Consider the following 13,922-nt stretch of genomic DNA (forward strand, 5'->3'; position numbering starts at 1 on the left):
AGCCGGATATGAAGCTAGTGACCTATGGAGAAAGCGGACAGGAACGGATCGGTGCCGTCGTCGGCGATGAGATCGTAGATCTGGGGTCCGCCGACGCGTCCCTGCCCGGCACCATGCTGGGCGTGCTGGAAGCGGATGCTGTCGAGGCGGTGTCCCGGGCGGTGGAAAGCGGCGCCGGTACGCGGACGCCCCTGGAAGGCGCGCGGCTGGCGTCTCCCATACCCCGTCCGCCCAAGATCGTGTGCGTCGGGCTCAACTACCTCGATCACGCGACGGAGCAGAACGTTCCGCTGCCCGAACACCCACTGCTCTTCTCCAAGGCCACCTCGTCCGTGGTGGGTCCGTACGACGACGTGGTGCTGCCGGCGGAAAGCGAGCAGGTGGACTACGAGGTGGAGCTCGCCGTGGTCATCGGCAGGACCGCCACGGCCGTCTCCGAAGCGGACGCCTACGGCTACATCGCCGGGTACACTGTGGCTAACGACGTGAGCGCCCGCGACATCCAGTTCCGGCAGCAGCAGTGGCACCAGGGCAAGAGCTACGACACGTTCTGTCCCATGGGCCCGTGGCTGGTGACGAAGGACGAGATTCCCGATCCGAACGCGCTCGCCGTGAAACTGACGCTGAACGGGACAGTGCTGCAGGACAGCAACACCGACAACCTCATCTTCAACGTGCCCACGCTGGTGTCGCGCATATCGAGCGCCATGACCCTGCTGCCGGGCGACGTGATCTCGACCGGCACGCCCGCGGGCGTGGGCGTGTTCCGCGATCCGAAGATCCTGCTCAAGGCCGGCGACTACATGGAGACCTGCGTGGAAGGCATCGGCATGTTGAAGAACCACGTGCGATAGAGGAAAATCATGGAGAAACTGAACAGGGAACAGGCGCTGGCCCGGGCGGCGGACACGGGCGACCTCACGGGCGTTGACCTGGGCGGCCTGGATCTGTCGGAGGCCATTCTGCCCCGCGTCGATTTCAGGGATGCCAACCTCGAAGGGACCGACTTTACCAACGCCGATTTGACCGAGTCGGAGTTCCGCGACGCGAAGATGAACGGCGCGGATCTATCGGGCGCGAAGCTCGAGCGGGCGGTGCTGATCGGCGCCCACATCGTGGGAGCCCGGTTCGACGGCGCCCACATGGTCGGCGCGTTTCTCAACGGCGCGACCGCGTCGGGCGCCAGTTTCAGGAAGGCGGACCTGCGCGCGGCCCGGATCGGCGTGCCCAGGTTCCAGTCCGACGATCCCTTCGCCGCAGCCACGAGTTTCGAAGGCGCGGATATGACCTGGTGTCTTTTCGGCGAGGCGGACCTGACGGGGGTGGACCTGAGAAACGCCAACCTGTCCCATGCCCACATGTACGAGACGGAGATGCGCAGCGCCCTGCTCGACGGCGCGGTCCTGACCGGCGTCCGGCTGAAGCGGCAGACGGTCCAGGCGGAGTAGCCGGGGCTGCTCGGGAAGACCTGGCGCGGGCCGTCCGGACCCCTTATACGTCCGGACCGGCTAGCCGGCGCAGGTACTCGCAGTACGGGTTGTCTTCCACCAGGTTGCCGGTCCTCAGCACCTGGTCCCGGTCGATGAAGCCCTTCCGGTAGGCGATCTCCTCCACGCATCCGATCTTCAGCCCCTGCCGGTGCTCGACGGCCTGGACGAAATTGCTCGCTTCCAGCAGGCTTTCCGGCGTACCGGTATCCATCCAGACGATCCCTTCGTCGAAGCGCTCCACCTTCAGCATGCCCCTGCGCAGATAGATGTTGTTCACGTCGGTGATCTCGAGCTCACCCCGTCCCGATGGGCGCAGGGTCTTCGCGATGGATACGACTTCGTTGTCGTAGAAGTACATGCCCGTCACGGCGTAGTTGGACCGGGGATGGCGGGGTTTCTCCTCGATGTTGACGGCCCGTTGACGCTCGTCGAATTCGACCACGCCGTACCGTTCGGGCTCCTTGACGTAGCAGGCGAAGACGAGTCCTCCTTCCCTGTGCTGTGCGGCACGCTCGACCAGTTCCGACAGGCTGCTTCCGTAAAAGAAGTTGTCGCCGAATATCAGCGCGCAGGGATCATTCCCGATGAACGACTCGCCGATCAGGAAGGCCTGCGCCACCCCCTCCGGCGCGGGCTGCACGGCATAGTCGAAACGCATGCCAAGGGCGCTTCCGTCTCCGAAGAGCCGCCGGTACAGGTCGATGTGTTCGGGGGATGAGATGACCAGGATATCCCGGATGCCCGCCATCATGAGGACGGACAGCGGGTAGTAGATCATCGGCTTGTCGAAGATGGGGATGATCTGCTTGGATATGGCCAGGGTCTGCGGGTAGAGACGCAACCCATGGCCGCCCGCGAGTATGATGCCCTTCATGTACGGTCTCCGGTTCTCGGTTGTGTGCGCTCACCCATCCATCAACCATTCCAGGTCGAACCGGCCCAGGGTGATCGTCTCGTAGGAATGGTCTTCCCCGCGCTCGTACAGACAGGCGGCGGTCCCGTCCGGAAGCACGGCCAGGGATGAATAGGCGGCCGGTCCCGGATGCAGCACCCGCTCGTGGAGCCAGGATCTGCCGCCGTTGCCGGAGAGACGCACGGTCAGGTTGCGCCGCTCCTCCCGGCTGGCCGGGTTCGAGAACAGCAGCCGGTCGCCCTTGTCGGGATACCGGATGAGGGCTGCCTGGCAGATCGGTTCGATCAGGGTTTCGTCGTGGCGCTGGTCCTGCCAGGTTATCCCGCCGTCGCCGCTGACGGTGACCTGCCGGGTGCGCCTGGTTCGGTCGTAGTTCCGTGTGTTGAGCACCACATCCCCGTTCTCCAGCTCGACGACGCAGCATTCGTTGACCTGGTCCACCAGAGTGGAACCGCCCAGACGCCAGGTTTCCCCGTGGTCGTCGCTGTAGACGACATGGGAGTAGTAGCGCTTCGTGCCGGCCTCGATATGATCGCAGGGAATCAAAAGCCGGCCCGACGAAAGCTGGATGCCGTTGCCCGGTCCGGTGGCGTACCAGGTCCAGTCCGGTCGCTTGGCGGTGGCGGTGATGTCCCGCGGCTCGCGCCACGTGCGGCCGTCGTCCTCGCTCGCCGTGACCCACACGGTCCGCGTGCCCTCGCTCGTCCCGTCGATGATCCGGGGTTCGTGGTCGATGCCCAGGTTGTGGGTCATCGGCAGCCAGACGGTCCCGGTCTCGCGGTCGACGACCGGGCATGGATTGCCGCAGGTGTTCCCCGCGTCCCCCCAGACCACCTTCTGTTCCGACCAGGTGCGCCCGCCGTCCTCGCTGCGCTTCACCAGCAGGTCGATGTCGCCCGTATCGCTCCGGCTGGCCTTGCGGCCTTCACAGAAGGCGAGGACCGATCCCCGGACCGTCACGATGATCGCGGGAATGCGATAGGTGTCGTAACCATCCGTGCCGCTGGTCCACAGTGCGGACTGTTCAAAGGTGCCGGTCATTCGTGGTTCCCGGTTTGCGTCGATTCGCGTCGATTCACCCGGTTCTCAGTTGAATATGATGTGCCCCGTAACACCCGTCAATCCATCTATGATGACCCATAAACCGGCGCTGACGAACTCTCCGAGGATTAGGCCCAGGAAGAAGGGTAGCATCTTGCGGTAGATGTCGATCCCGCCGAACTTGAGGATGAGCCCCTTGACCATCCAGGCCAGGAATATGGAGAACCAGGCGGTGAGGAGCGGCGCGGAGGCGCCCACGGGAAACCCGATGAAATGCAGGGGCCACCAGATGAACTTCTGCCGCAGAAACATCAGGGCCCACATGATGGCGGCGCCCAGTCCGAAGAAGAACCACCGGCCGGCGGGTTCGGACGTGGCGGTGATGGTGGTCGCGTAGTAGTTGAACCGGTTTTGCTGGAGCTCCCCGAAGAACTGCCAGTTGAGATTGATGCCTCCGTATTCGTAGGCCAGGTACATGACCGTGTAGATCGAACTGGCCAGGCTGCAGAGAATGGCCAGGCCGATGGCCGCGGTGAGCCAGCGCTGGTTCCTGAGCCCCGCGGTATCGGCCAGCTTCAGTCCGTTGGCCATGGAGGGCATGATGAGCGTGCGGGTGTGGGTGAACCAGAACTTGGTCAGCCCGATGGCGACCAGGTTGCGCGCACCGAGGACGGGTCCGGTGAACCCGTGGATCATGAACTCCTGGGGATTGAAGGTCTCCGCGAAGAGGACGCCTCCTTCCGCCACGATCCGCGCGAAACCGACGTAGACCGCCAGCACGAGGACCAGCAGAATGATGGCCAGCCAGGCGGACAGGCCGATCATCCACAGCCATCCGAGCAGGAACAGCACGCCCAGTCCTCCGCCGATCACGGCGAACCGGTAGGAGAGGGGTTCGTTGGCATCGTCCGGGGAGGCTCCGCCGCGAAGCGCCTTGCCCAGGATCTCGCGGATATGGGCCCGGGCCAGCCAGAGGCTGAAGAGGGCGAGGACCAGCAGGGCGCCGAACATCTGGTACTCGCCGGGCAGCGTGGTACTGCCCGCCAGGTCGATGCCGAAGCTCGCGTTCGCCAGGTTCTGAAACCGTCCGATGAGAAAGAAAAGCCAGAGGCTGAAAGAGATCTCGAGGCTGAGCAGATAGGCGAAACCCACGAGCGGGAAAGACAGGTTTATGGGCAGCACAAACTGGTTGCCGAAAAGACTGATCGTCTCCTGGAAGTAGATGGTAGGGAAAAAGTAGATGTAGTTGTGTACGGCGTTCCAGGCGTTGATCAGGAATGGAATAGCGAAACCCGCCCACATCATTCGGTTGCGGAAGAACGGCGCCAGGCGGGAACGGGCGCCGTCTTCGCCCGGATCGATCATCTCGGCCGGCAGCTTGACCAGGGGAAAGACCAGGCGTTCCCGCTCCACCCACTGCTTGCGCAGGATGACCGTGATGCAGAACACCACGAAGTACAGCACCAGGACGAAGCTGAGCCAGGCGGCGAGGGGTCCGGCCCACTCTCCCCAGGGGATGGCCCCGCCCCGGGGAAGGCCTTCGAAGAAGGATCGCACGGCCTCGGAGTCCTGGGGCAGCAGCCAGGGTTCGACGTGGGGCGTCACGTTCTCGATCCAGCGGTTTTCCGGCGTGGCGTAGTACATGGACGCCATGGCCGGGAGGAGTACCTCGGTCAATCCATACGACGGGATGGCCGACGCGATGAGCGACATGATGTAGACGACGGCCAGTTCGCCCTGCGTGAGGGCGAGTCCCGGCGACCAGGTGCGCAGAAAGGTGTTGACGATGCCGACGAGGACGGCGAAAAGGAAGACCACCCCGATGGGCGTAAAGTTGCTGCCCAGGTACGAACCCTGGATGATCATGTTGGAGTAGGGATCGACGACGCCCAGGATCAGCGAGCAGGCCATGCCGACAGCCACGGCGCGAGGGGTGACCATCTCCCTCGGCGTAGATACGCGATGGGCTTCCCGGGCTGTTTCCGGTGAGGTGACCGACATGGGGGAGCCTTTCGGGCCGGCGCAATGCGAACGTCTCGCGGTCGGTCATCGGGAACGACCGGTGAAGGAAAAGGGTATAGCCGGTTGAAAGCCTGTGTCAAGGTGATTGTCCGCGGCACGGGCGTGCGGTGCAGACGTCGCGGTCGCGCGGCGTCTGCAGGTCCGGAAGATAGGCTTGACGCTGTTCAAGTCCTCCTGTACGGTTGTCAATCATGGTCATTACCAGCCTGCAGAATCCCCGAATCAAGGCGATCCGGGCGCTTTCACAGCGCAAACGGCGGCAGGAAACCGGGTTGTTCTTCGCAGAAGGCATCCGGCTCGTCGGCGAGGCGGTGCAAACCGGGGCGGACGTCGAAACCCTCGTCGTCGCGCTGGATCTGCTTCGAAGCGATTTCGGACGGGACACGGTGCGCCGTGCCAGGGAAGAGGGCGTCGAAATCCTGGAGGTCGGCGCCGAGGTCTTTCGAACCTTGTCCGGAAAGGACGGGCCGGCAGGCATCGGGGTCGTCGCCAGGCAGCGATGGACCGCCCTGGACGACGCGGGGGTGCGGCTGGGAGGTAGTGATGCGTCCACCGACGAAGCTGGCGCAGACGGTGCTTCCCCAGACAATGCGACCGCAGCCGATACACTGGGCTGGGTAGTCCTCGAGGACGTGGGCAACCCGGGCAACCTGGGTTCGATCCTGCGAACGAGCGAGGCGGTGGGCGGGGCCGGCGTCATCCTGCTTGGCGATACGGTGGACCCCTACGACCCCGCGTCCGTGCGAGGCAGCATGGGCGCCGTCTTCTCGCAGCAGATCGTTCGATCCTCCCTTGAATCTCTGATCCAGTGGAAGCGCCAAGTGAATATCCCCATGATCGGCACTTCGGACGCCACACCGGCCGACTTCCGGTCCGCGACCTACGCCCCACCCCTCCTCCTGTGCCTGGGTGGCGAGCAGCACGGTCTTTCCAACGAAGTCATGGATGCCTGCGACACCGTGGTGCGCATTCCCATGGCCGGCCGGGCCGATTCTCTGAACCTGGCCGTGGCCGCAGGCGTGATGCTGTACGAGGTGTTGTACCGCGTGAGGGACATACGCTGATCGATGCTAAAATATTGACACTCATACAACTGTGTCATTATATGAAATATCCAAGGTCTCGTACAGACCACCACCCCTCGTGACCCGCTGATTACAATACTGAAATAAACTGACGTCCGTGATAAGGGGCTTCCCGATGCACTGGTTAATTCGTCTTAGCATGTTATTGGTTTTGTGCGTTGTATCCTCGGTTGCAGCAGCTCAGAGTTTGGGGGAACGGGTGAGGGTCACTACTTCGCCACCAGAAGCGCGTTTCGATGGATATGTACAGGAGAGTCCTTCGGACAGTTTACAATTGAGGCTGACTGACAGTAACGTGCTATCGGTGCCTCGAGAAGATATCGTGTTGCTGGAACGCTACATGGGGAAGCGGACCTATAAGAAACGCGGATTTCTGATAGGGGGCGGGATAGGAGCAGCGTTCGGGATAGCGGCAGGTTTATCGGCCGAAGAGGACTGCGGGTTGATTTCTTTCTTTTGTGGTACCGAAGAGAGACTCGGGACTACCGCCATGCTCGCTGGCTATTTCGGACTGATCAGTGGGGCGGTTGGCCTGGCGGTGGGCGCAGTAGTCGAAAGAGACCAATGGAAGGAAATCTCCAGCACGAGCACCAGCGGGATCAGGTTATCTCCGATGTTGAACGTAGTGTATAATGAACATACAGGACAAACCCTCTGGGTTGGCGTTCGCGCCCGACTTTAATGTTGATGTTCAGTTTAACGTAAAATCCCCAAAGATAAGACCAATCCTTCTGGACCGCAGGTCGCATACTCCCATTCCGCAGCGGCTGACTGATTGATCCAGGATCGCCACTTTTCCTTGTCATGGCCGCACCATCCGACGTATAATACCGACCTGACTTTCGCACACCCGGCACGTTCATCCCAAATACATCGAGGTACTCCCATGCCAGTCACCCGCCGCGCCTTTCTGGAATCCTCCGCCCTCGCATTGACCGGCCTTGCTGCCGGTCATGCGGCGTCCGCGAAGGCCCACGCCGCACCGGTACCCACCAACCACGGCGCACCCGCACCGCCGACCATTGTTTCGTCTCGCAACGGGATCCGCGGCGTCAGGAAGGCCTACGAGATGATGACGAACGACCAGGCCGACCCCCTCGACGCGGTCATTGCCGGCGTGAACATCCAGGAGCTCGATCCCAATGACCAGTCCGTGGGGTTGGGCGGGCGTCCGAACGCAGACGGCGTCGTCACCCTGGACGCGTCCGTCATGCACGGACCCACCAGGAGGGCCGGTTCCGTCGCCGCGCTGGAGGACATCGCCTCGGCGTCGCTGGTGGCCAAGGCGATCATGGATTACACCGATCACATCATGCTGGTCGGCAAGGGGGCGAAGCGCTTCGCCCTGGGCATGGGTTTCAAGGAACAGAACCTGCTGTCCGAGGAGAGCAGGCAGGACTGGCTGCGCTGGCGGTCCCAGCTCAGTCCGGACGACGACTGGCTCGACCACGAGGACGATATCGTGATCGATCGTCCCGGCGGCACAATCAACATGTGCGGCGTGGACGCCAACGGTGATATCGGCAGCGTGACGACCACGAGCGGCCTCTCCTGGAAGATCCCCGGCCGCGTGGGCGACAGTCCCATCATCGGCACGGGGCAGTACTGCGACAACGAAGTGGGCGCCGCCGGTTCCACGGGTCGTGGCGAGGCGAACATCAAGGTTTGCGGCGCCTTTCTCATCGTGGAGTTCATGCGGCAGGGCAAATCACCCCAGGAAGCCTGCCTGGCTACGCTCGAGCGGGCTGTAGCCATGACGGAGGACCGCCTGCTGACGGACGACGGCCGGCCGATGTTCAGCCTGAACTTCTATGCCGTGGCCAAGGACGGCCGGTTTGGCGGGGCGACCATGTACCAGATGCCGGATGAATACCTGGAGTACTTTCCCGGTCGGGACAGTTACGCCGTGGCCAACGCCGACGGCGCCCGGCTGGTACCCCTGGCGTACGTCTATGACAAATCCAGGATCCCCGCGCCGACGATGGAAAGGTTGATGGAACGGGTGGAAGAGAGGAAGTTGGAGCGGCAGCAGAGATAAACCTGTCGGCTTGACCCGGGGTGCTGATGGGTATCCGGTCAACCGGAAACACCGAGGTAGTGAATGACGCTGAATGAACAGCAGATCGCCGCGTTCCGCGAATCGGGTTACCTGTTCTTCGCCGGGTTGCTTGACGAACAGGAAGTGAAGACGCTGAAGGACGCGGTGCCGGACGTGCTCAGCCGGCAGGGACCGGAGGTGGTGCGGGAGAAGGACGACCCCACGGCCGCCCGGTTGGCCTTCGGAGCGCATACCTACTCCGAGCCCTTCGAACGGTTGGCGCGGCTTCCCCGCCTGATGGATCCCGTCCGCCAGTTGCTGGGAGACGAGGTCTATCTCCACCAGACCCGCATGAATCCCAAGCAGGGCTTCGGGAGCGGGGCGTCGTGGACCTGGCACCAGGATTTCCCGTCATGGTACAAGGTCGATGGCATGCCCGAACCGAATTGCATCATGGCGTCGGTGTTCATCGACGACTGCACGCCCGTCACTTCGCCGCTCCTGATCATTCCGGGTTCCCACCGGTGGGGCCTGCTGGACTCGGAACTGCACGAGGACGCGAAAGGCCGTGGTTACGATCTGTTCCATATCGACCGGACCACACTGCAGCAACTGGCCGACGAGAACGGCATCGAACCGCTGATCGGTCCGGCGGGCTCGGTCGCCCTGATCCACAGCAACATCGTCCACGGCTCGGCCGACAACGTCTCGCCCTGGCGGCGGGCCATCTTCTACCTGATCTACAACGCCGTCGGCAACGCCTGCACGCGCGAGGTCAGGCCCTGGTACCAGAACAACCGGGACTTCACGCCCCTGGAGCCGATCGGGGACGACGGACTGCGAACCTACAGTGCCGCGCAGACCACCCCGGCTCGCTAATCCGATCTAATCCAGGCTAGTCCAGGCTAGGCCATGCTGTCCGCAGCATTCGCCGCCTGGATCGCCGCGTGGATGTACCCGTAGGCGTAGGCGAACCCCACCTGGCCCGCCTCGGGCCCCGAGATTCCGGGCACGTGGTCCGGCATGATCATGTACTCGTACCCCACTTCCTTGTAGGTACGCATCGCCTTCAGCATGTCCACGTCGCCTTCGTCGGGGAAGACCTCCACGAAGTTGTTCAGCCGTCCCTTGATGTTCCGGAAGTGGACGTTGAAGATCTTCTTCCGGGTGCCGAAATAGCGGATCACGTCGTAGATCTCTTCCGAGGGGTTCTCCAGGCTTTCCGACATGCAACCCTGGCAGAAGTTCAGCCCGTTGTAGGGACTGTCGTACAGGTCGATGAGCTTCTTGAAACCGTCCGACATGCCCAGCACCCGGGCAACGCCGCGGTACGTGCGGCCGTGCCCGATGCCCGGGTCCGACGGGTGGCATGCCATCTGTACCTTGTATTCCTCGGCCACGGGGATGATCGTCTTCAGCCAGTGGTCGATGCGTTCCCACATCTCGTCCTCGTCGGCGGGACCCCCTTCGAATTCAGGCCGGGACTGGTCCAGCTTGTCGTAGTCGAAGGTCGACAGCTTCGCGCCGCCGCGGCCGTAACTGGCTTCGGTACGCAGGTGGCCCAGCAGGGTGATGTTGTAGTTCAGTCCCCGTATCCCGGCCTCCGAAGCCATGCGCACGGTCTCGCACATGCGGTCCAGCGCGCGGTCCCGCGCATCGCTCTTGCCCAGGAATATGGCGCCGGCCTCGTTGTGGAAGGCACTCGCGGAGCCCAGGGGGATATGGATCATCTCGAGGTTGATCCCGTACCGGTCGAACCGCTCGCGCTGGGCTTTCAGCAGGTCGGCCGTCCACTCGGCCCAGGGCTCCGCCGGCGTCTGGTCCACGTTGAACACGCCGAGTTGGGCCAGGACCTCGATGTCCGTGTCATTTCTGCAACGGGTCTGCGTTCCGATGTACATGTATGGCCTCCATGGTTCGGTGATCAGGTCGCTTCTTCGGGTTCTTCTTGCATGGTCTTGCCGAAAATCCGCACGCGCTTGCCGGAGAGCAGGTCCCTCAGCTTGCTCCGGATGGCCCAGAGACACGCGAGAGACGGGATCACCATCAGCGCCGTGATAATGAAAAAGGTCCCCCAGTCGCCATCGAGCCAGTCGACCATCGCGCCCGAGGACGCCGCGAAGAGGGTTCGCCCCGCCGTTCCGATCGAGGCCAGCAACGCGTATTGCGTGGCCGTATAGGTCCGGTCGACGAGCATCGAGATAAAGGCGACGAATATGACTGTCGCAAAGGCGCCCGTAATGTCGTCCGCCACGACCGCGGTCGCGAACATCAACTCGGACTTGCCCGTCCAGGCCAGGGTGGCGAACAGCAGATTGGTGGCCGCCATGGCGATCCCCGCCGCGAACATGGCCGGTATCAGTCCGACCCGAATGGCGAAGAAACCGCCCAGCACGGTGAAGGCCACGGTGACGACCCATCCCAGCCCCTTTGAATAGAGGGCGATGTCCGACAGGGTGAATCCGATCTCCCGGTAGAAGATGAGGGACATGCGGCCCAGGAACGCTTCGCCGATCTTGAACAGGAAGACGAATCCGAGCACGGCGGCGGCGATGGCGATTCCGTTGCGCCGAAAGAAGCTCGTCAATGGATTGGCCACGGTACCCGCGAACCAGGCGACGACGCGTCCGAATCCACTCGGCAGCGCCAGGCCGGCGGCGATTCGTTTGTCGTCCTCGGCCTGTGCGGCGATGCGATCGGCGGCCGTGGATTCCCGGACGAAAACGAGGCCTATGTTGCAGAGAATGACCACCGCTCCGAGACAGAGGAAGGTGGTCTGCCAGTAGTCTTCGACGCCGGCGTTCTGCAGGGCCTGCGCGGTCTCCAGGGCGATCACGCCGCCGAGTTTGAACCCCGTCCACCACCCGACGACGGCGGTGGCCGCGCCGGCGGCCATGGATTCGGATTCCGAGGTGCCAATCTGCTCGATGCGCAGCGCGTCGATCGCGATGTCCTGGGAGGCGGACGCGATGGCGATGACGAGTCCGATCGCTACGACAACGCTGAGGTCCGCTGTAGGTTGGGCGAGACTCCAGAGCACCAGGCAGGCCAGGATGACGGCCTGAAGTGTAACGATCCAGGCCCGCCGGTGACCGAGCCATCCGGTCAACAGCGGCAACCGTATGCGGTCGATCAGCGGCGCCCAGAGGAAGTTGAAGGCGTACACGCCGAAGATCAGGCTGGCCCAGCCAATGGCCGTTCGGGAAAGCCCGTCTTCTTTCAACCAGAGATTGAGGCAGCTGCCGATGAGCACCCAGGGGAATCCGCTGATGATCCCGAGCAGCAGAATGCGGGCCATGCGGCGCTCGAAGTAGATCGATAGCGATTCCCTGAAGCTACGCAAGGTCTCTCCCCGGTTGCGGTTCGCGCCCGAGCCGGCCGTGGTTGGGATGGGGTGTTGAAGACGACGGGAATGTATGCACCCCCACAGGCATCGTCAATTGAATTGCAGGGGTCCGGACCATCGCCTGACGGCGCCCCGGACCGTCGCCTGCCAGCGCCCCGGACCGTCGCCTGCCAGCGCCCCGGACCGCCCGATCCGGTGGTGAATACGAGGGCGGTAGTCGTTGACAGGGAAGCGGAATTCCCATAGGATAGAACCATGTTTTCGGCTGGGACAACGTGGTTGAAGCCGGCTCGGGCGCTACGGCTTCGGGGCGGCCTGTGGTTCGTCTGCGTCATAGGGTTCGTCGGCGTGCTGGTGCTTATTCTCACCGGTTGCGGCTCGTCCGGTTCGGACACGGAGTCAACGGACCCAGACAACGAGGAGGCCGTTGCCCGGGCGTTCATTGCTCAACTGGTCGAAGGCACGATTACGCCGGGGACGATCGGCTTCCACGAGATCCCCGAGGAGTTCGTGCAGGATGGAAAGGCGTTGTATGCCCGGTACGGCTGTACCGTGTGCCACGGTCTGGACGGTCATGGCGACGGACCGATTTCCGACACGCTGAAACCCCCTCCCCGCGATTTCCGGGACCCGGGGGCTTACCGCATCGGCCGTGACGTGGTCACGATCGCCGGCATGCTGAAAGACGGCATCCCCGATAGCCCGTCCATGGTGCCCTTTCCCCATATCAAGGACGAAGAGCGCTTCAAGATCGCCATGTACGTGGCTTCGCTTCAGCCGTCTGCGGACGCACCTTCATCCGAACCATAGTACTCAACATGACGAACAAGAATCTTCAAGGGTATGTTTTCTGTATCGGGACTTTGATGGTGCTCGTCACGGCCGCCTGCCAGCCGGCGGACGACCTGGAAATCGACGGGGCCTGGATTCGGGCTACACCGCCGAACAGGGACGTCACCGCCGCCTACCTGGTGATCACGAACCGGTCGGACCAGCCCAGGGAACTGCGGTCCGTGGAGACGCCGGCCGCGGCGTACACGGAACTACATGCCATGCGCCAGGTTGACGATATGATGGAGATGGAGAAGATCGAAGGCGTGGTGGTTCCGGCGCAAGGCGAGGCCGTACTGGAACCCGGCGGCAACCACATCATGTTGTTCGGTGTAAGCAACCCGCTGGCGGAAGGGGAAGTGGTTGCTCTTACGCTGCGCTTCGACGATCAATCGGCACGGACCGTCACGGCCGAGGTGCTGAAGAGCCGTCCGTAGGCGCGTTCATTTTGCGCAGTTGATTTAAAGGTATTCCATTGGGTTCAAAGACGCCTGGTTATCTTCCGACGATTACGATCCTCAGCGGTCTGGCCACCCTGGTCGCCGCGGGCCTGCTGCTCTTCCCCGGATGCCGCGCCGAACCGCCGCCACCGCCGCAGATCGACATCCCCGAACTGCTGGACTACGGCGAACGGTTTGGCGGTGATTTCATGTTGACCGACCAGGAGGGGGAGCGGTTCGACCTGTCCGAGCACCGCGGCGACGCCTTCCTGATCTTCTTCGGCTATACCTACTGCCCCGACGCCTGTCCGCTCATGCTCTCCAAGCTGGCGGCCGTCTACGACGTGCTGGATCTCGAACCTGGACAGCGCGTGCGTACGATATACGTCACGGTCGATCCCAGGCGCGACACGCCGAAGCAGCTCGGGGATTACCTGGCCTACTTCTCCACGGTGGACGTCCGCGGCCTCACGGGATCGCGGGAGGAGATCGACGCGGTCGCCGAATGGTACGGCGTGCTGTACAAGTTGCAGGAGCCGAACGAGGCGGGGCATTACCTGGTGGCCCATACGACCACCCTGTTCCTCGTGGACCGGGAGGGCCGGCTGCGCTACCGGTTCCATCCGAGCGACACCCCGGAATACATCGCGGCAGGTATCAAACTGCTCTTCGAATAGACTGTAGAACATGCCTCGCGAGATCGATCGTGGATTGCG

The 13,922-nt window shown here is 63.0% G+C and carries 12 protein-coding genes and 1 pseudogene; 8 read left to right on the plus strand and 5 right to left on the minus strand.

Annotated elements, in window-relative coordinates; genetic code table 11:
• Positions 1–8 precede the first annotated feature (8 nt).
• Both F4X08_13310 and F4X08_13315 read left to right on the plus strand, forming a co-directional pair.
• Positions 9–854 (plus strand): fumarylacetoacetate hydrolase family protein, encoded by an 846-nt coding sequence (locus tag F4X08_13310; protein ID MYD26781.1) that lies wholly within the window; start codon positions 9–11, stop codon positions 852–854.
• Positions 855–863: 9 nt separating this feature from the next.
• Entirely contained in the window at positions 864–1,448 is a 585-nt protein-coding gene (locus F4X08_13315) for a pentapeptide repeat-containing protein (GenBank protein MYD26782.1), read from the plus strand.
• Positions 1,449–1,491: 43 nt separating this feature from the next.
• On the opposite strand, the gene rfbA is transcribed toward F4X08_13315, so the two are convergent.
• The 3 genes from rfbA to F4X08_13330 are packed head-to-tail and all read right to left on the minus strand — an operon-like array spanning position 1,492 to position 5,445.
• Complete coding sequence (rfbA, locus tag F4X08_13320; protein MYD26783.1) at positions 1,492–2,364, minus strand: glucose-1-phosphate thymidylyltransferase RfbA; 873 nt, start codon at positions 2,362–2,364, stop codon at positions 1,492–1,494.
• A 30-nt stretch (positions 2,365–2,394) separates the two neighbouring features.
• Entirely contained in the window at positions 2,395–3,444 is a 1,050-nt protein-coding gene (locus F4X08_13325) for an exo-alpha-sialidase (protein MYD26784.1), read from the minus strand.
• A gap of 45 nt (positions 3,445–3,489) precedes the next feature.
• The gene (locus tag F4X08_13330) at positions 3,490–5,445 is read right to left on the minus strand and encodes a hypothetical protein (protein ID MYD26785.1); all 1,956 of its coding nucleotides are present in this window, start codon (positions 5,443–5,445) and stop codon (positions 3,490–3,492) included.
• Between the two features lie 212 nt (positions 5,446–5,657).
• On the opposite strand from F4X08_13330, the gene F4X08_13335 reads away from it, so the two are divergent.
• The 3 genes from F4X08_13335 to F4X08_13345 all read left to right on the plus strand — a co-directional run bounded on the left by F4X08_13335 (position 5,658) and on the right by F4X08_13345 (position 9,468).
• Complete coding sequence (locus tag F4X08_13335; GenBank protein MYD26786.1) at positions 5,658–6,530, plus strand: RNA methyltransferase; 873 nt, start codon at positions 5,658–5,660, stop codon at positions 6,528–6,530.
• 907 nt (positions 6,531–7,437) lie between these two features.
• A complete protein-coding gene (locus F4X08_13340) occupies positions 7,438–8,589 on the plus strand; it encodes a N(4)-(beta-N-acetylglucosaminyl)-L-asparaginase (GenBank protein ID MYD26787.1) in 1,152 nt (383 codons plus the stop codon).
• A gap of 63 nt (positions 8,590–8,652) precedes the next feature.
• Positions 8,653–9,468 carry a proline hydroxylase gene (locus tag F4X08_13345; GenBank protein MYD26788.1) on the plus strand — a complete coding sequence of 272 codons (816 nt, stop codon included), beginning with the start codon at positions 8,653–8,655 and terminating at the stop codon, positions 9,466–9,468.
• Between the two features lie 26 nt (positions 9,469–9,494).
• Here F4X08_13345 and F4X08_13350 read toward each other — a convergent pair whose 3' ends face one another.
• Entirely contained in the window at positions 9,495–10,490 is a 996-nt protein-coding gene (locus F4X08_13350) for a TIM barrel protein (protein MYD26789.1), read from the minus strand.
• 95 nt (positions 10,491–10,585) lie between these two features.
• Positions 10,586–11,887, minus strand: a pseudogene (locus F4X08_13355) (AmpG family muropeptide MFS transporter).
• 303 nt (positions 11,888–12,190) lie between these two features.
• Between F4X08_13355 and F4X08_13360 the strand changes: the two are divergent.
• From F4X08_13360 to F4X08_13370, 3 genes are read left to right on the plus strand one after another with little or no spacing between them, the layout of a single operon-like run.
• Positions 12,191–12,745, plus strand: a complete 555-nt coding sequence (locus F4X08_13360) for a cytochrome c (GenBank protein ID MYD26790.1) — start codon at positions 12,191–12,193, stop codon at positions 12,743–12,745.
• Between the two features lie 8 nt (positions 12,746–12,753).
• Complete coding sequence (locus F4X08_13365; protein MYD26791.1) at positions 12,754–13,203, plus strand: copper chaperone PCu(A)C; 450 nt, start codon at positions 12,754–12,756, stop codon at positions 13,201–13,203.
• A gap of 38 nt (positions 13,204–13,241) precedes the next feature.
• Positions 13,242–13,883, plus strand: a complete 642-nt coding sequence (locus tag F4X08_13370; GenBank protein ID MYD26792.1) for an SCO family protein — start codon at positions 13,242–13,244, stop codon at positions 13,881–13,883.
• Positions 13,884–13,922: the final 39 nt, after the last annotated feature.

The organism is Gemmatimonadota bacterium (genome assembly GCA_009841265.1).
Taxonomy (GTDB): Bacteria; JAAXHH01; JAAXHH01; order JAAXHH01; family JAAXHH01; genus JAAXHH01.

Coding starts and splice junctions, on each gene's coding strand:
- F4X08_13345 (MYD26788.1), top strand. CDS start 8,653: ATGACGCTGAATGAACAGCAGATCGCCGCGTTCCGCGAATCGGGTTAC.
- F4X08_13360 (MYD26790.1), top strand. CDS start 12,191: ATGTTTTCGGCTGGGACAACGTGGTTGAAGCCGGCTCGGGCGCTACGG.
- F4X08_13365 (MYD26791.1), top strand. CDS start 12,754: ATGACGAACAAGAATCTTCAAGGGTATGTTTTCTGTATCGGGACTTTG.
- F4X08_13330 (MYD26785.1), bottom strand. CDS start 5,445: ATGTCGGTCACCTCACCGGAAACAGCCCGGGAAGCCCATCGCGTATCT.
- F4X08_13335 (MYD26786.1), top strand. CDS start 5,658: ATGGTCATTACCAGCCTGCAGAATCCCCGAATCAAGGCGATCCGGGCG.
- F4X08_13325 (MYD26784.1), bottom strand. CDS start 3,444: ATGACCGGCACCTTTGAACAGTCCGCACTGTGGACCAGCGGCACGGAT.
- F4X08_13310 (MYD26781.1), top strand. CDS start 9: ATGAAGCTAGTGACCTATGGAGAAAGCGGACAGGAACGGATCGGTGCC.
- rfbA (MYD26783.1), bottom strand. CDS start 2,364: ATGAAGGGCATCATACTCGCGGGCGGCCATGGGTTGCGTCTCTACCCG.
- F4X08_13315 (MYD26782.1), top strand. CDS start 864: ATGGAGAAACTGAACAGGGAACAGGCGCTGGCCCGGGCGGCGGACACG.
- F4X08_13340 (MYD26787.1), top strand. CDS start 7,438: ATGCCAGTCACCCGCCGCGCCTTTCTGGAATCCTCCGCCCTCGCATTG.
- F4X08_13350 (MYD26789.1), bottom strand. CDS start 10,490: ATGTACATCGGAACGCAGACCCGTTGCAGAAATGACACGGACATCGAG.